Annotated in this window: 21 protein-coding genes; 18 read left to right on the forward strand and 3 right to left on the reverse strand. The window is 42.0% G+C overall.

The genetic code is table 11. The annotated features are described in order from the left end of the window. The first annotated feature begins 82 nt into the window (after positions 1 to 82). From Q0R88_RS05785 to Q0R88_RS05805, 5 genes are all read left to right on the forward strand, one after another. Positions 83 to 1,324 carry an FtsX-like permease family protein gene (locus Q0R88_RS05785; protein ID WP_295713543.1) on the forward strand — a complete coding sequence of 414 codons (1,242 nt, stop codon included), beginning with the start codon at positions 83 to 85 and terminating at the stop codon, positions 1,322 to 1,324. A 1-nt stretch (position 1,325) separates the two neighbouring features. Beyond that, positions 1,326 to 2,006 carry an ABC transporter ATP-binding protein gene (locus tag Q0R88_RS05790; RefSeq protein WP_295713546.1) on the forward strand — a complete coding sequence of 227 codons (681 nt, stop codon included), beginning with the start codon at positions 1,326 to 1,328 and terminating at the stop codon, positions 2,004 to 2,006. Positions 2,007 to 2,345: 339 nt separating this feature from the next. Beyond that, the gene (locus Q0R88_RS05795) at positions 2,346 to 4,679 is read left to right on the forward strand and encodes a TonB-dependent receptor (RefSeq protein WP_295713550.1); all 2,334 of its coding nucleotides are present in this window, start codon (positions 2,346 to 2,348) and stop codon (positions 4,677 to 4,679) included. A 4-nt stretch (positions 4,680 to 4,683) separates the two neighbouring features. Further along, on the forward strand, positions 4,684 to 5,472 hold the full coding sequence (locus Q0R88_RS05800; protein ID WP_295713552.1) for a DUF4249 family protein: 789 nt from the start codon (positions 4,684 to 4,686) through the stop codon (positions 5,470 to 5,472). A gap of 223 nt (positions 5,473 to 5,695) precedes the next feature. Further along, positions 5,696 to 5,911: an HD domain-containing protein gene (locus tag Q0R88_RS05805; protein WP_295713556.1), complete on the forward strand. Its 216-nt coding sequence runs from the start codon at positions 5,696 to 5,698 to the stop codon at positions 5,909 to 5,911. Between the two features lie 272 nt (positions 5,912 to 6,183). Here Q0R88_RS05805 and Q0R88_RS05810 read toward each other — a convergent pair whose 3' ends face one another. Then, complete coding sequence (locus tag Q0R88_RS05810) at positions 6,184 to 6,564, reverse strand: SDR family NAD(P)-dependent oxidoreductase (protein ID WP_295713559.1); 381 nt, start codon at positions 6,562 to 6,564, stop codon at positions 6,184 to 6,186. Between the two features lie 192 nt (positions 6,565 to 6,756). On the opposite strand from Q0R88_RS05810, the gene Q0R88_RS05815 reads away from it, so the two are divergent. The 5 genes from Q0R88_RS05815 to Q0R88_RS05835 all read left to right on the forward strand — a co-directional run bounded on the left by Q0R88_RS05815 (position 6,757) and on the right by Q0R88_RS05835 (position 10,080). Next, a complete protein-coding gene (locus tag Q0R88_RS05815) occupies positions 6,757 to 7,671 on the forward strand; it encodes an SDR family NAD(P)-dependent oxidoreductase (protein ID WP_295713562.1) in 915 nt (304 codons plus the stop codon). 53 nt (positions 7,672 to 7,724) lie between these two features. Further along, positions 7,725 to 8,651 (forward strand): AraC family transcriptional regulator, encoded by a 927-nt coding sequence (locus Q0R88_RS05820; protein WP_295713565.1) that lies wholly within the window; start codon positions 7,725 to 7,727, stop codon positions 8,649 to 8,651. A 58-nt stretch (positions 8,652 to 8,709) separates the two neighbouring features. Next, on the forward strand, positions 8,710 to 9,015 hold the full coding sequence (locus Q0R88_RS05825) for an alcohol dehydrogenase catalytic domain-containing protein (RefSeq protein WP_295713568.1): 306 nt from the start codon (positions 8,710 to 8,712) through the stop codon (positions 9,013 to 9,015). Then, a complete protein-coding gene (locus Q0R88_RS05830; protein WP_295713571.1) occupies positions 9,012 to 9,641 on the forward strand; it encodes an NADP-dependent oxidoreductase in 630 nt (209 codons plus the stop codon). The genes Q0R88_RS05825 and Q0R88_RS05830 overlap by 4 nt, the downstream gene beginning before the upstream one ends. A gap of 220 nt (positions 9,642 to 9,861) precedes the next feature. Next, positions 9,862 to 10,080, forward strand: coding sequence for a hypothetical protein (locus Q0R88_RS05835; protein WP_295713574.1), 219 nt, complete (start codon positions 9,862 to 9,864; stop codon positions 10,078 to 10,080). Between the two features lie 360 nt (positions 10,081 to 10,440). Here Q0R88_RS05835 and Q0R88_RS05840 read toward each other — a convergent pair whose 3' ends face one another. Beyond that, on the reverse strand, positions 10,441 to 10,941 hold the full coding sequence (locus tag Q0R88_RS05840; RefSeq protein WP_295713577.1) for a VOC family protein: 501 nt from the start codon (positions 10,939 to 10,941) through the stop codon (positions 10,441 to 10,443). Between the two features lie 82 nt (positions 10,942 to 11,023). Between Q0R88_RS05840 and Q0R88_RS05845 the strand changes: the two genes are divergently transcribed. After that, positions 11,024 to 11,425: a DUF5655 domain-containing protein gene (locus Q0R88_RS05845; RefSeq protein ID WP_295713580.1), complete on the forward strand. Its 402-nt coding sequence runs from the start codon at positions 11,024 to 11,026 to the stop codon at positions 11,423 to 11,425. Between the two features lie 52 nt (positions 11,426 to 11,477). After that, positions 11,478 to 11,870, forward strand: a complete 393-nt coding sequence (locus tag Q0R88_RS05850; protein WP_295713583.1) for a DUF1801 domain-containing protein — start codon at positions 11,478 to 11,480, stop codon at positions 11,868 to 11,870. Positions 11,871 to 12,016: 146 nt separating this feature from the next. Here Q0R88_RS05850 and Q0R88_RS05855 read toward each other — a convergent pair whose 3' ends face one another. Next, complete coding sequence (locus Q0R88_RS05855; RefSeq protein WP_295713586.1) at positions 12,017 to 12,688, reverse strand: ABC transporter ATP-binding protein; 672 nt, start codon at positions 12,686 to 12,688, stop codon at positions 12,017 to 12,019. 281 nt (positions 12,689 to 12,969) lie between these two features. Here Q0R88_RS05855 and Q0R88_RS05860 point away from each other — a divergent pair, with 281 nt between their 5' ends. Genes Q0R88_RS05860 through Q0R88_RS05885 form a run of 6 tightly spaced genes read left to right on the forward strand, consistent with a single transcriptional unit; the run spans position 12,970 to position 16,039 of the window. After that, positions 12,970 to 13,293, forward strand: coding sequence for a metalloregulator ArsR/SmtB family transcription factor (locus Q0R88_RS05860; RefSeq protein ID WP_295713589.1), 324 nt, complete (start codon positions 12,970 to 12,972; stop codon positions 13,291 to 13,293). Positions 13,294 to 13,299: 6 nt separating this feature from the next. Next, on the forward strand, positions 13,300 to 13,767 hold the full coding sequence (locus Q0R88_RS05865) for an SRPBCC domain-containing protein (protein ID WP_295713592.1): 468 nt from the start codon (positions 13,300 to 13,302) through the stop codon (positions 13,765 to 13,767). A 6-nt stretch (positions 13,768 to 13,773) separates the two neighbouring features. Next, complete coding sequence (locus Q0R88_RS05870) at positions 13,774 to 14,163, forward strand: DoxX family protein (protein WP_295713595.1); 390 nt, start codon at positions 13,774 to 13,776, stop codon at positions 14,161 to 14,163. A gap of 13 nt (positions 14,164 to 14,176) precedes the next feature. Next, complete coding sequence (locus tag Q0R88_RS05875) at positions 14,177 to 14,734, forward strand: DUF4256 domain-containing protein (RefSeq protein ID WP_295713599.1); 558 nt, start codon at positions 14,177 to 14,179, stop codon at positions 14,732 to 14,734. Positions 14,735 to 14,774: 40 nt separating this feature from the next. Next, the gene (locus Q0R88_RS05880; protein ID WP_295713601.1) at positions 14,775 to 15,353 is read left to right on the forward strand and encodes a YdeI family protein; all 579 of its coding nucleotides are present in this window, start codon (positions 14,775 to 14,777) and stop codon (positions 15,351 to 15,353) included. 20 nt (positions 15,354 to 15,373) lie between these two features. Next, a complete protein-coding gene (locus Q0R88_RS05885) occupies positions 15,374 to 16,039 on the forward strand; it encodes a hypothetical protein (protein WP_295713604.1) in 666 nt (221 codons plus the stop codon). The last annotated feature ends 166 nt before the right edge of the window (positions 16,040 to 16,205 follow it).

Consider the following 16,205-nt stretch of genomic DNA (forward strand, 5'->3'; position numbering starts at 1 on the left):
GGTATCAAGACATTGGATTGGACAGAAATAATAAGCGGACTTGACATGAACGATCAGGTGGTTGTACCCAATCAAAACTGATATGCCGGCCGTAAATTATAAGATCGCATTTGTTCATTTGACCTTTAAGATCAAACAAACCATGGTAGCCATGCTTGGAGTGGTTTTTGGCATCTCTATGTACGTATTCATGAACAGCTTTATGGCTGGTATCAACGACCTGCAAACGACGCTGGCCTTTGCTAATACGGCGCATATCAGAGTGTACAATGACCAGCCACCGGATCATACCAATATTGCAGAACGGGCATTGAAGGGCTATCCTGTTGTACTCGTCCGGGACAGTCGAGTCATTAAATACACAGAAGGCATCAAAAGTCCGGCTCCCATTATCAGCTGGCTGCTGAACCAGCCGGAAGTGGCAGGCGTGGAACCGCAGGTAAATTCGAGCGTGTTTTTTAGAAACGGGGGCAATAAGGTCAACGGCAACCTTTGCGGTATAGACGTTGAGAACGAAAATAAATTGTTCAAGATCGCGCGTTTTATGACCGAGGGTCGCTGGAATGACCTAAAATTCCGGCCGGAAGGTATCATCATGGGATCGATACTGGCAGAAGCCTTGAGTGTTCATATCGGGGATAACGTTAACCTGCTTACAAACGACGGAATAAGCAAAAATTATAAAGTTGTTGGTATTTTCGAAACTGGTGAACGCGATATTGATAAAACGAAGGCCTACGTTAATATCAACGCGGCCCGGCAGCTACAAGGTAAAAATCAGGATTATGTAACAGACCTACAGGTCAACATTCAGCATTATAAAGAAACCGGTCCGCTAATCAGCCGCCTTGCCCCGGTCATACCTTTTAAAGTAGAAAGCTGGCAGGAGGCTAATGAAGGCATGCTGTCTGCTTCAAAACTGCGCGATATTATTGCGATGGCGGTTTCACTGACCATACTCATGGTCGCCGGGTTCGGCATCTTTAATATCATGAATATTACCATCAATGAAAAAATAAAAGAGATCGCTATTCTGAAGGCCATGGGATTTTCAGGAGGAGATGTAACCGTCATCTTTTTGTTTCAGGCTTTGGTAATTGGATTATCAGGCGGGTTATTGGGGCTTTTATTTGGTTATACGGTATGCCTGCTTGTCGGATTAATTCCTTTCAAACTGGATGGTAAGGAACACTTGCCTTTTACTTATCATTTCGCAGATTTTTATTCAGCGTTCCTGTTCGGGCTTGTCATCACGCTTTTCGCAGGGTATCTGCCAGCCAGGAAGGCATCCAAAATTGATCCGGTAACGATTATAAGAGGTTAACATGAAAAATGAAACAGTATTAAAGGCCAACCATATTATGAAAAGTTTTTTACTGCCTGATTCTTTCCAGGTGTTGAAAAATATTTCGTTTGAGGTTAAGTCCGGAGAATTTTTATGCCTTACCGGAAAGTCAGGATCGGGTAAATCAACGCTACTTTATGTGCTTTCAACAATGGACACTGCTTATCAGGGCGAGCTTTACCTGAAAGGTGAATTACTCACCGGCAGGACGTTGAATCAACTGGCTGCTTTTCGTAACGAACACATCGGGTTCGTTTTCCAATTCCATTATTTATTACCTGAATTCAGTGTATTGGATAACATTATGCTCCCAGCGCTGAAACTGAATAAATTTAGCCGTCAGGAAATTGAGGAAAAAGCGTACCGACAACTTACCCTGCTGGGAATGCAGGAACAAGCTTTAAAGTCAGCTGGCCGCCTCTCCGGGGGACAACAGCAAAGAGTTGCCATTGCCCGCGCTCTGATTAATGATCCGGCCATCATCATGGGCGATGAACCGACGGGAAACCTTGATTCAAAAAATACAGCTATTGTCTTCGACATTTTTAAAGAGTTGTCCCAATCCAACGGGCAAACGATTATAGCAGTTACGCATGATAATGACTTTGCCAAGAAAAGTGACCGCGTGATCGAAATGAACGATGGACAGATTTTATTTTAAGGGATTTGCATTCAGACCTCATGTTAAAAATCAACCCAAGCTACAAGAGGCCCTAATAATGCAATGATGTATTTGATATACCCGATTTCGACGATTCAAAAAGCTATTAACCATAGCCAAAATACTCTTGACAGTTCAACCTCCATACACGAAAAAGAGCCATTCAAACAACGGTATATCCGTTTCAGGCATAACAAAAATGGTAGGGTGAAATACCAAGGTATCATTGCATAAATAAAAGCTAAAAGTTCATTATGAAAAACAAAAATCGTCCCACAAGCTGACAACCCATGGAGTAAAGCGAACTCAATCCATTTCCTTACGAATTATCCTAAAACTATGTTTAAATCAAACCATCTTATTACCATTTTATTGCTGTTAGTGCCGGGCTTGTTGCTTGCGCAGCAGAAAAAGGTTACCATCTCGGGAACCATAAAAGACAAAGCTTCCGGCGAGACACTGCCCGGAGCTACTGTAGGCTTTACTCAACTTCCAGGCATCGGCGTCTCAGCTAATACCTACGGGTACTATGCAATCAGTGTTCCCGAAGGTCAATTGACGCTGGTCGCTTCCTATGCAGGTTACAAAACCGATACCATAAAGGTCGATGCAACAAAAAATACGGTTATCAATATTAACCTGGCTTCCGGCAATAGCCAGTTACAGGAGGTTGTGATTAAGTCAAGTACCAACAAAAATTCTAATGTGCTCACCGCACCGGCAGGTGTACAACGATTATCAATTGAAAGCATTAAAAATGTACCTGTACTGGCTGGTGAGAAGGATATTCTTAAAACCATCCAGCTTCTGCCCGGCGTGGTATCGGCAGGTGACGGCCGTGCCGGATTTTATGTCCGGGGCGGTGGACCTGACCAGAATCTAATTCTGCTTGATGGCGCGACGGTCTACAATGCGTCTCATTTATTAGGTTTTTTCTCTGTTTTTAATTCAGACGCGATCAAAGATATCAGTATTTATAAAGGAGGTATGCCGGCCAGCTATGGCGGCAGGCTTTCATCAGTGGAGGACATTACGATGAACGATGGTAATAACCAGCGCATTGGAGTCAATGGCGGCCTCGGCCTGATCGCCTCCCGTCTGACTGTTGATGGTCCGCTCTTCAATAAAAAGGGTTCGTTCATTGTTAGTGCAAGAAGAACATATGCGGATCTCTTTACCAATCTGGCTTCTGACACAACGATAAAAGGCAGCAAGTTTTATTTCTATGATTTTAACGCTAAGGCTAATTACCAGATTAATGATAATAACCGAATTTTCTTGTCGGGATACTTCGGTAAAGATGTAATGAATATCAAGAAGGTAAACGGAATCGACTACGCAAATACAACGGGTACCTTCCGCTGGAACCATATTTTCAGCGAAAAGCTTTTTTCCAATACATCTCTGATTTATAGCAACTATAACTATAATACTTCATACCTCAATTTTGCCAACAATGTGAAAGTGACCTCGGCGATAACCGACTATCATTTCAAACAGGATTTCAATTATTATATCAATCCCTCGAACAAACTTGATTTTGGTTTTGAAAGCACTTATCATATCACTCAGCCGGGAAGCGCCACGGCAGATGCAGATTCCAAATACAATAATGTGGTATTGGGCCTTAAGCATTCTATAGAAAGTGCCGCTTACCTATCCAATGAATGGTCGCCATCAGCCAAATGGAAAATTACTTACGGGGTAAGACTGAGTGACCTGGACGTGGTCGGACCCGGGAATTTTTACACTTATGATGTTGCCGGTAATGTGCTGACCACCACTAACTACGGGTCATTGAAATCAGTGAAGAACTACTTTAACCCGGAACCAAGGGTTGCCGCCAATTATCAACTGAATGATCAGACCGCTTTGAAATTGTCTTATGACCGCACGGTGCAAAATATTCACCTGCTAAGTAATACCAGCGCTACCTCGCCAACAAGTATTTATTTACCAAGTACCAATATTGTGAAGCCGGAAGTTGGTGACCAGGTTGCCCTGGGTTATTATCACACCTTCCATCAAAATGACTGGGAATTTTCCAGCGAAGTTTATTACCGCACTCTTCAGAACCAGATCGATTATAAGGATGGTGCAAACCTGATCGGAAATGAAAACGTCGAAGCGGATCTGCTCTTCGGCAAAGGCCGCGCTTATGGCTGGGAAAATTTCTTAAAAAAGAAAACAGGTAAGTTAACCGGTTGGATCAGCTATGCGCTTTCCAAATCGGAAAGACAGATTGCGGGTATCAATAACGGCAACTGGTATAACGCTTCCCAGGACCAGACACATCACCTTTCCATCGTTAGTATGTATCAGGCCAGTAAAAAATGGACGCTTTCTGCCAGTTTTGTTTATAGTACAGGAAACCCTATTACTTATCCAAACGGTAAGTTCACCGTAGACGGAGCCCCGGTATATACTTATGGCGACCGGAATGCTAGCCGCCAGCCTGCCTACAACCGTCTTGATTTGGGTGCCACGTTATACACCAAAAAAACCAGCCGTCTCGAAAGTAGCTGGAACTTCTCGATCTATAATGTCTACGGAAGGGCCAATCCATACACCATCGATTTCCAGCGTGATCCGCAGAATCCCGATAAATCCCAGGTTCAGTTGACCACCCTCTTCAAATTCGTTCCGGCAGTTACTTACAACTTTAAATTTTAATCTTATGAAAACGCTAAAAACAATATTCATTCTCTTTGTCGTGGCTTGCGCTGCAATATCCTGTACAAAAACGATTACTCCAGTTTTACCAGATAACGGTACGCAGCTGGTCATTGAAGGTGTCGTGAGCGATACCACCGGGCCATATCACGTCAACATCTCCAAAACGGTAAATTTTTATGCAGACAATGTTGATCCCAGCGTTTCCGGCGCTACCGTTACTATTACTGATGTGACCAGTGGCATAACTGATAATCTTTCAGAAACCTCCGCAGGTGTTTATACTACCCATACCATTGTAGGGGCTTACGGTCACTTGTACAGAATGACTGCTTTCGTAAACGGGAAAACTTACACGGCAACCTCGACCATGCCGCAATTAGTAAAGATCGATTCTGTAAGTTTTGATTATTCGGATAAAAAGCAAATCCGTCCTGTTGCGTGGTACCAGGACCCCGCACAGTTCACCAACTACTATAAGTACTCGCTGACGGTTAATGACGTACGCCTTAAACGCTTTTCGACTTTTGAGGATCGTTTATCCAATGGCAGGTATATTCGTGATAAGGCAGACGTCGATACGATGGAAATTAAAAACCATAATGTCGTTAAATTCAGCCTTGTAGGTATCGACGTAGGTGCATATACCTTTTTGAGCGAGGCGGCAGACGTAGCCTATAACAATAGCAGTCTGGCAGCACCGGCTACTCCGGTATCAAATATCAGCGGAGGATGTGTAGGTTATTTTAGCGCGCAGACCGTAAGCAGTGCAACCGGAACAGCATCTTACTAAAGGATTAAAATTCCCTTGCGCTCGATTCAGTACCAAATTTACAGAAAAAACAGGACGTATTTAACCATCAAATAAGCAAACATACCATAACCAGGCAGAACGGACATAACCCAATTTGCCTGGTTAATATCCTTGCTCAATAACTGCGATTAACGCTATCCAGTTCATTTGATGGTAAACCCCCAGACCGCTTTCAGAATTTCGGGTTTATTTATTGAATATTATGACAAATTTTATTGACATAGATGTAGCCGAAAAATTCGCAACCGATTTGATTCAGCACCTTCCTCCAAGCTTGACTTTTCACAATTGGCAGCATACAGCGGAAGTTGTTGAAACAGCTATGGAGATTGCTGATTATTGCTGTTTAGATCAGGAACCAACCCTGCTATTAAAACTTGCAGCGCTGTTTCATGACACATGTTATCGGGATTCATAGCTTTTTCATTATTTTAGTTTTTGTTGCACACCTCAGTTTTGAAAACACTGTGCCGGGTGGTTTTGGAGTTACAAACCATGATCCGGGAATTGCCGAAACTGGCGACAGGCTTGTTAAATTACGTGATCAATAACAAAGATCAAGATGCGGGTCACTTCAGTCATCTCATCAAGGCCAGCTACACTGATGTTGATGATTTTTATAAAAAGGTTGGATATTTTGGAGACAGCGAGAGCAAGTCCGCCACCTGTGAACAACACCGCTCCTTTTGTCTATTTAAGTTGTCGTTGTAGGGTTTTTACACAATGAAAAGCGTTTGCAACAGACATTTTGAAGTCTTCCGTTAAATCTTCTGCCTTTTCATCAATGATGTTTTTGTATTTCATTGCCGCAGCATTGTATAACAGCAAATCCACACTTCCGAGTTTGTCTGCTAATCCTGTAACGGCATTTTCTATTTGTGACTTGTCATAAGCGTCTGCAACGACATATTCGGATTTAATTCCTTCCGTTGCAAAGTCAGCTACCTGTGCCTTTAGTTTTTTTTCGTTTCTGCTGATAAGTCCGACTGAAAAATTATTTTCGGCAAACTTTTTGGCAACTGCCAGACTTAAATTCGGTCCCGACCCAACGATGATTATATTTTTGTTCATTTTTTACTGTTATCTTTATTGATGCAAAGTTGAAACGTCGGTAAAAAATTGATGTAGCCAAAACGACTGTTGTTGTAGTCAAAATACATTAATTACGCAAACCGTTTATGCTTACGACAAAGCGGGATTTGGTTACAAAGCTAATGGCAAATAAATAGATATTTGAATAACGAAAGTAAAAGATCAGTAGTTATGAAGAAAATTCTTGTTATTGGTGCGTCAGGCTTTGTAGGAAAACGTGTAGCTAAAGCCCTCTTAGCAGAAGGGTATCAGCTACGGTGCCTGGCCCGCAAGCCCGAAAAAGTGGAAGACCTTAGAGCCTTAGGCTGCGAAACTGTCCAGGGCGATATTTCAGATGCAGCTTCTTTAAATTACGCATTGGCTACAGTTGACGCGGTGTATATTTCAATACAGACCCTTGTTTCGCAGCATTCCAGTACGGAGGGAAAAGGCTTTATGGATATTGAAATGGATGGCTTAAGAAATATAATCGAAGCTTGTAAGATCAGAAAGGTTACCAGGCTAATTTATATCACCTTTCTTGGGGTTGCCCCAGACGCAAAAAGCGCATGGATTCGTGGGCGGTGGCAAGCGGAACAACTGTTGCTGAACAGCGGGCTTGACGTAACGGTAATACGGCCTGGCATGATCGTTGGTTCAGGCGGGCAAGGGTTCAATATGCTGATTAAAAACGCAGGTAGCCGCGTTGCGATCGTGATGGGTTCTGGCAAAAAAAGATATCGTTCTATCGCCATTGACGATCTGGTATTTTACCTTACATCCATACTGGAAAACGAACATGCGTACGGCCAATGCTATGATGTGGGTAACAATGACATTCTAAACATGAATGATATGATAAATAGCGTCGCTAGTGTCATCGGAAAACCTCATCCTTTTAAAATACATATTCCTATCGGGCTCTTAACTATTGCTGCCCCACTAATTGAACGGATGAGCAAAGCCCCTAAAGGCGCCATAAAAGGGATGTTGGATAGTACTGCATCTGAAATGATCGGTGATCCGCTTCCGATCCGGAAACTGGCGGAACATATGCTGCTATCATTCAAGCAAGCGGCGGAAAGAGCAGTCAACAATGTATCCTGATAAAGCACATATATCACACGTTGTTGCAACATTAATTTTAATGCTTAAATGCAGTGGAAATAATTAAGCCTCATTCGATCAGATCCCTAAGCGAGGTCCACAGATTATTTGGCTTACCTAAGCCGGTGCATCCGCTGATCAGCGTCATTTATATCGAACCTTTCGTTGAAATACCCGTCGGCTTGCCAAAATTGGTTTATACCGATTTTTATTTGATTTCCTTAAAAAAGAACTTCAAGGCACCTGTTAGAATCAAATATGGTCAGCAACATTATGATTTTGACGAAGGTGTACTTACATTTATGTCTCCCGGGCAAATTTTTGGTCTTGATCCGGAAAAATATGCAAGTCCCAATCAATCAGGCTGGATGTTATTTGTCCATCCCGACTTTCTTTGGAATACTACATTAACCAAAAAGATACGGCAGTACGGATTCTTCGATTACTCTGTCAATGAAGCATTATTCCTCTCCGACAAGGAAGAAGCGGTGTTAACGCAACTCATTCAAAACATAGCGGCAGAATACCAACTGAATATGGATAAATTCACTCATAATATTATTGTATCTCAATTGGAAACACTGCTTAATTTATCCGAGCGATATTATGAGCGGCAATTTTTGACCAGGCGTAAAACCAATCATCAATTACTGGAGCGTATGAACGACCTGCTGGATACCTGTTTTGACCGTAATTTAAACTCACCAAAAAGTCTGCCTACGGTAAAATACATCGCCGACTGCCTTAACTTATCTCCTGATTATTTAAGTGGTTTTCTTAAAACGCTGACCGGCTTAAATGCACAGCAGCACATCCATTTAAAACTCATAGAAAAAGCGAAGGAAAAGTTATCGACCACTAACCTATCGATAAGCGAAATAGCTTACGAGCTTGGCTTTGAATATCCGCAATCGTTCAGCGCGTTGTTCAAAACAAAAACCAAATTTTCGCCACTGGAATTTAGAAGATCATTTAATTAATATCGAACCTGCTTTGAATACAATATCCAGGATTCGCCTACATCAATGATTAACAACTATGAAAGCGATATTATTGAATAGTGCGGGCGGCGCAGAAAATTTCATTTACGGGGATATTGACAAACCAGTCTTGCATGCTGGCGAAATTCTGGTGAAAATTAAAAACATCGGCATGAACCCTATGGATGCTCAAATCCGTGGGAATGAACAACTTCTTACGCGAGTTTTTGGAACCGAAAGACCCGCCATCCTGGGTTGGGATATTTCCGGAGAGGTGGTTGAAAAAGCGAATGATATCACTGATTTTGAAATTGGCGACGCCGTTTTTGGTTTAACGAGTGGCCGAGGTTATGCAATTATGTGACGGTTAAACGTGAAATGATCATACATAGGCCTGATAACATAAGCTATCAGGAAGCAGCGGCTTCTCCCATTGCCGGAATTACCGCCTGGAAGGCATTGGTAGGTTTGGGCAATGTTAAGAAAGGAGACAAGGTACTGATTCATGCAGGGGCCGGCGGGGTAGGACATATGGCCATCCAACTTGCCAAACATCTGGACGCTACGGTGATCGCTACCTCATCAGCCAAAAATCGTGATTTTGTATTGTCACTGGGGGCTGATCAGCATATTGATTATACTGCTGAAAAATTTTATGAATTGGTAAAGGATGTCGATTTTGTTCTTGATCCCGTCGGTGGCGAAACCCGTCAGCGGTCGCTTGATGTTGTCAGGAAAAATGGACTTATCGTATCTATCGTTCCGCCAAATTTTGAGGCAGCTCAGGAAAAAGCGCGTAAAAAGGGTGTGAATTTAAGTCTGCTGCTTGTGAAAGGGAGCAAGGAGGAAATGGAAGCTGTTGCGGCTTTATTACTGAAAGGTGTGTTCAAGGTATTTATTTCCGGCGTTTATCCATTTTCAAAAATGGCCGATGCGCATTTACAAATAGAAAGTAAACGAACAGTAGGGAAAATCGTTGTTGCGCTGTAGCAGCCTGGAGGTCCTGGTGAATAATCCTATGTTTAATCGTTACTTATCTACCAAAAAGTCTTTAACAATATTTATATAAGTATCAGGCTCCTCAAACATAGGTGCATGCCCTCTCGAAAATCTAATCAATTACCTTCAGGACGAACCAATACATGATAGCCAACACGCCAATGTTACACCACCGGAAGCACTTGCATTCAGAAGCCGATTTATTAAAGAAATGATTGTGTTATATCCGCAAGGGCCGGAACAGGAAAACTTTTGGACAAGAGCTGGCGGCGATCCTTCCATTTTTGTTAATATCCTAACAAGAAAAGAGCATTGGCGGCTTGCTTTAAATTATTTGTGGAACGGAGCGGGCGGTCAAGATATTTCGCTCGATAGTTTATTAGCTGCGATAAAAGAAGACTATCCCCAACGGACATTTGAAATTTACTAATAGCAGGATTTTGTGTTGAATCCAACGAAAAACCGTCACCATTCCGTCATGGAATTATTTGCAAAATAGAAAATATTGTCGTAAATTAGCCCTAAGCAAGTCAAAACGCAGTTTTTGGCTCAAGATATTCCGAACCAACTCGACCACTCATAATCTTTTGGTCCCTGGTTCGAGCCCAGGTGGGCGCACTAAGTAAAAAAGCCGCTTTCTGGTACAGAAAGCGGCTTTTTGTTTCTAAACGCAATACTCCAACCTATGGGGCACCACCACGATGAAGAATGGATCACGCCGGAAGACTGGGCGGCTATTGAACAAATGAAAAAGCCCCGGTGATGGCCATGGCTTGCTGTAATGCGAGGTTTATTTGGTAGTTATGGTACCCAGCTTCGCATATTCCACATCATTGGGTTCCCATAGCTCGATCTTATTGCCCTCTGGGTCCATCAGGTGGACGAAGCTGCCGTAGCTGACTTTTTCAACCGAATCGGTCGGTAAAATACCTGCTGCTCTCAGATTCACTAATAGCTGAGCTAAGCCCTCTACGCGATAATTGATCATAAATTGCTTTTCAGAAGGCTGGAAATATTTGCTCGTCTCCTTAAAAGGGGCCCATAAGGTAAAGCCTTTTTTCGTGCTGTCTATGCCCTGGTGCCATTCAAAGTTTGTGCCGCTTTGCACCATGCGCATACCCAGGTTTTTTTTATACCATGCCTTCAGCGCCTTAGGATCCTTAGCCTTAAAGAAGATCCCGCCTATACCCGTTACCCGCGGGCCTTTATTGACGGGGTTGGTAAAACGGCTGAACCCATAGCCCAGCAAAAAGGCAAAGCAAAGCAAGCCGAGAAGTGTAAACTTTTTCATGACATCTGGTTTATGCTTTAAAGATAAGTAATATGTGATTGCGATTTTATTTTTGAGGATCTAAATCCTAACTTCATAGCTTATGAGTTGGATCTGTCCTAAATGTGAGCGGGAATTCCCCAAACCGGAGCAAAGGCATTATTGCGCGCGGGTCAGCCTGGATAGTTTGTTCCTGGGCAGGCCGCCAGAACTGGTCTTGGTGTTTGATAGGCTGCTTGCAGAAGTCGCGGATTGGGACGGCGTGCTCGTCGGTACCACACCGAACTGTATCGTCTTTACCAGGCGGTTAACCTTCCTGGTGATCCGGCCATTAAAAAAGGAGCTGGACCTGAAGTTTTATTCCAGCGTGGCACACCCGGAAAAACCCGTTCTCAAAAGTGTAGCCTCGGGCAATAAATTTGAAAATCATATCCGGATCGCGATGCTCGATGATCTGCGGCCGGCTTTATTTAATTATCTTCGGGAATCCTACCGGCTGTTATAAAAAAGCCAGTCACTAACAAAAACTAATGAATAATAACCGATAAAATAAATCCATGACCGTAACCGAATACATCAGCAGTGCGCCTGCGGAGAGGCAGGCCATCTTAACTACGCTCCATGAAGCAATATTGGCGAATGACCCGACCGTGGTCCCGGTTATAAAGCCAATGATGGGCAAGGAAATGATCCTTTATGAAGAGCGCTCTTATATGAAATATGGGTTGGCCAGCACCAAGAACCATATGTCGCTGCATTGTCTGCCGATTTATATGAACCCGTCCCTTCATGCCAAATACGCCGCCTTGTTACCCGCCGCCAAATTGCAAAAAGGTTGTATCAATTTTACGGGTGAGGAGGCGTTGCCGCCCAAAATCTTAACCGCATTAATTGCTGATTGCTCCGTTATCAGCATCGCCACCATGCTGGAAAATCGTAAGAAAAAATAAATCGCGAAAGTATCATTCGTAAGGCGCTAAAGGGGGGGATCCCCAGGGAAAAATCAATTTTTTGCGCGATAATTTTTTCGCCCCTGGTGAGAGCCCAAGTGTGGGCACGAAGCGGATAATCATTGATCGTCCGCTTTTTTTGTAAACTATTGTTTTTTTATCGATATCGGAATATCAGGCAACCGGATAACCCGGTGACTATATTTGGCATCGTTTTCAGAATGTGTAACCATAATGATAGTGGCGCCGTCTTTATTCAGTTCGTCCAGTAAGTCCATAACTTCCTTGCCGTTGTCATGGTCTAAATTTGCTGTTGGCTCGTCTGCAAGTATCAATTTAGGCCTGTTCACTACCGCCCTTGCCAGAGCAACGCGCTGCTGCTGCCCACCCGATAGTTGCCGTGGATATGTTTTGAGGCGCTGATCGATATGCATTTTATCCAATATTTCTTCGGTCCGCTTTGCACGCACTGAAGTTGGTAAACCGGTGTAGATCATCGGAAGTTCCACATTTTCAAAAATGGTCAAATCATCAATCAAATTGAAATTTTGGAATAAAAAGCCGACATTTTGCTTGCGCAGTTCTGCGCGTTTACGCTCATTAAAATGAGTTACTTCAACGCCGTTGAAAACATAGCTTCCGCTATCGGGATCGGCAAGAAACCCTAAGATATTCAGCAGGGTTGATTTTCCGCAGCCAGATGGGCCCATGATCGCCAAAAATTCGCCTTCATCAACCTCGATGGACAGTTTGTTTAATGCCACGATATCCTGTTCATCGATATGATAGCATTTTTCGATATCAGAGATCTTTATCATATGCTTCAGATTTTAGAGTGTCAAAATCATTATAAAGCTAACGCTACTCAGTGTTCTTTTTTTAATTGACGAACTAAATAGTTGATTACTATAAATTTAGGGAAATGTAATATCAAAATCACTATTTGTGGATAATAAAAACGGGATGATACACATACTCTTTGACGATGCTTGCTATCTAAGCCTTGGAATAATTGATTCTACATATTCAGCAAAAAAAAAAGCAAAAAAATTGTGTAGTTAAATAGCTACATGTATATTTGTAGTCAAATAGCTACGCAATGAATTTAAGACGAGATGTATTTCAAGCCATAGCCGACCCAACAAGAAGGGCTATACTACTGTTGGTTGCTGCACAATCCATGACTGCCGGAGCGATAGCCTCAAACTTTGACACTGCCAGACCAACCGTTTCCAAACACCTGCAAATACTCACCGAGTGCGAATTGCTTGAGCAAAAACAAAATGGCAGAGAAATTTACTACCTCATCAATGCAAAAAAAATGAAAGATGTAGCCGACTTTATAGAGCCATTCCGCCAATTGTGGGATGACAGGTTTAACAAACTGGAAACTATAATGAAAAACTACCAATCAAAAAAATAGCATATTATGGAACTAAAAACAAAGATTGCCGCAGAAGATGGCAAACAGTACTTAGTAATTACAAGAGAATTTGATTTGCCATTGGAATTACTTTTTAAAGCTCATGTAGAACCCGAAATTGTGGAGCAATGGATGGGAACCAAAGTGCTGAAACTTGAAGGAAAAAAGCACGGCGGCTGGCAATTTGAAACAACAGATGCAAAAGGAAACGTGGTATTCAGGGCCAACGGCGTGATTCACGAGTTTGTTCCGAACCAGAAAATTACACGAACATTTGAAATGGAGAACACGCCGTTTCCCGTTCAGCTGGAGTTTTTGGAATTTGAAAGACTTACCGACGATACCAGCAAAATTAATATACACATCGTATATAAATCTGTGGCGCACCGCGACCAGATGTTGCAGCTTCCTTTTGCCCAGGGGCTTAATATGGCACATAACCGTCTGCAAGATACCGTAAGCAAATTAAAATAAGATACCATGACAAAGCGAAATAAAATCATTTATTGGGTTGCTACCATCTGGCTTGCATTAGGAATGGTATCCACCGCTGCAGTACAATTGCTCAAAATGAAAGAGGGGCAGGGAGGGGCAGATAGTATTATACATTTAGGTTATCCCATTTATCTTTTAACAATTTTAGGTGTTTGGAAAATTTTGGGTGTTGTAACGGTGCTTATTCCTAAATTGCCTTTGTTAAAGGAGTGGGCTTATGCTGGTTTTTTCTTTATCATGTCTGGAGCGATACTTTCGCATATCGCTTTGGGTGATTACGTTAAAGAAATATTTCCCTCGCTGCTGTTGCTGATCCTTACAATGGTATCGTGGTATTTGAGGCCTGCAGATAAAAAGATCATTTCCGTTAATTAATAAAATAAACCGTATGAAACCTAAATTGTCATCAGAACAAAGTGAAGAATTGCTCAAAGTATTGAAAGCTCGTTTTGAGAAAAATATGAGCCGTCACCAGGGGCTTGAATGGGCGAGCGTACAAGCTAAATTGGAAGCTAATTCTGAAAAACTATGGTCGCTTAATGAAATGGAACAAACTGGCGGTGAGCCGGATGTTGTTGATCATGATAAAAAATCGGGCGAATATATTTTTTATGACTGTTCAGCCGAAAGCCCTAAGGGTCGCAGAAGCCTTTGCTATGACCGTGAAGCGCATGAGGCAAGGAAAGAATTTAAGCCAGAAAATACGGCTATTGATATAGCGGCTGCCATTGGTATAGAACTGTTAACAGAAGAACAATACCGGGAATTGCAAAAACTAGGTAAGTTTGATTTGAAAACATCCAGCTGGGTAAAAACTCCGGCCGATATCAGGAAACTTGGTGGGGCTGTTTTTTGCGATCGTCGCTACGACACCGTTTTTCTTTATCATAACGGAGCAGAATCCTATTACGCAGCCAGGGGCTTCCGGGGCTCGCTACGGGTCTGAGTTTTGTACAGAAAGTTTAATAACTATAACCAGGCGCATAATGAATCCTAAGGTTGATTTTTATTTTAATAAAGACAAAAAATGGCAGCAGGAACTGGAGCAATTGAGAATGATCATTCTTGATTGTGGGCTCACCGAAGAATTGAAATGGGGCGTTCCTTGTTACATGTTTCAGGGGAATAACATCGTTTTAATACACACATTTAAAGAATACTGCGCGATTTTGTTTTTTAAAGGCGCCTTGTTAAATGATGCCAATAGTATTTTGGTGCAACAAACAGAGAATGTGCAAGCAGCGCGCCAAATCAGGTTTACCAATGTCGGGGAAATAGTTGAGACGTTACCCACCTTGAAAGCTTATATCTATGAAGCCATTGAAGTGGAGAAGGCCGGATTAAAAGTGGATTTTAAAAAGACAGCAGAATTTACCATTGCCGAAGAATTTCAAAATAAATTAGACGAGATGCCTGCACTAAAAACTGCTTTTGACGCATTAACGCCGGGACGGCAGAAAGCATACTTGTTGCATTTTGCCGCACCTAAACAATCCAAAACCCGCGAGGCAAGGGTTGAAAAATGTATGCAACAAATTCTTGAGGGGCAAGGATTAAATGATTGAAGAACAACCTAGTCAGAAATATGAAAACCTCTGCCTTTTTTACAGCGATATTTTTACTGTTGATAACACCATATTGGTTACTTGCCCAGCATACGCTATCAAAACTAAATGGTGAGTATTCAAGCAATTTTGGAAAATTCACTATCGTTGTAGATAACAACGTTGTTACCGGCTGGTATGAGTATTATGAGCAATACGATAAACAAGTGAAAGGATACCAAAGGGAAAACGTTTTCTTTTTAAAAGGAAAGGTTACTGATGGAAAGGCTTTTGATATTATAACTACTAATCCATCGTTTCCAAACGATATTGTAAAAGGGAAGCTTTCGTTCCTTGGCGGGAAAATGAAAATCGTTTTAGATGGAACTCCCGCGTTAGATGCTGGGTTTGATATTGATCACGAGTCGGAGAAAAGTTATTTTCCGTTCGTAAAACCTAATAAATACACGCTGTTAACTTTTATTAAATCTCCCAAAGCGCATTTATATAATTTAAAGGACCGCCACTTTACGGCGCGAAAAGGATATTTAGTAAAAGATGAATTTGTGAGGGTGATTGAAAAGAAAAGCGGTTTTTCGAAGGTTTTATATGAGCCTGTACCCGAAGATAAGATTTTTACATACTGGGTAAGCGATAATGATTTGCTTGACCCTACAGCGGATAGCTGGGAAGGGTTTGTAAAATGAGCCACCTGGTGAGTGTTTCTTCCTAAACAGAAGGGCCTTATAATTCTCCTTTTGTAACAAAATAAATATAAAGTCTATAGATTTTGTAGTTTATTAATTAATTTCTATGTTTGCGCTGTAACAACAAGCAAACAAAGTAATGAATACTCCTTTTACCAAACAAAGA

Source organism: Mucilaginibacter sp., from assembly GCF_025362475.1.
GTDB lineage: Bacteria > Bacteroidota > Bacteroidia > Sphingobacteriales > Sphingobacteriaceae > Mucilaginibacter.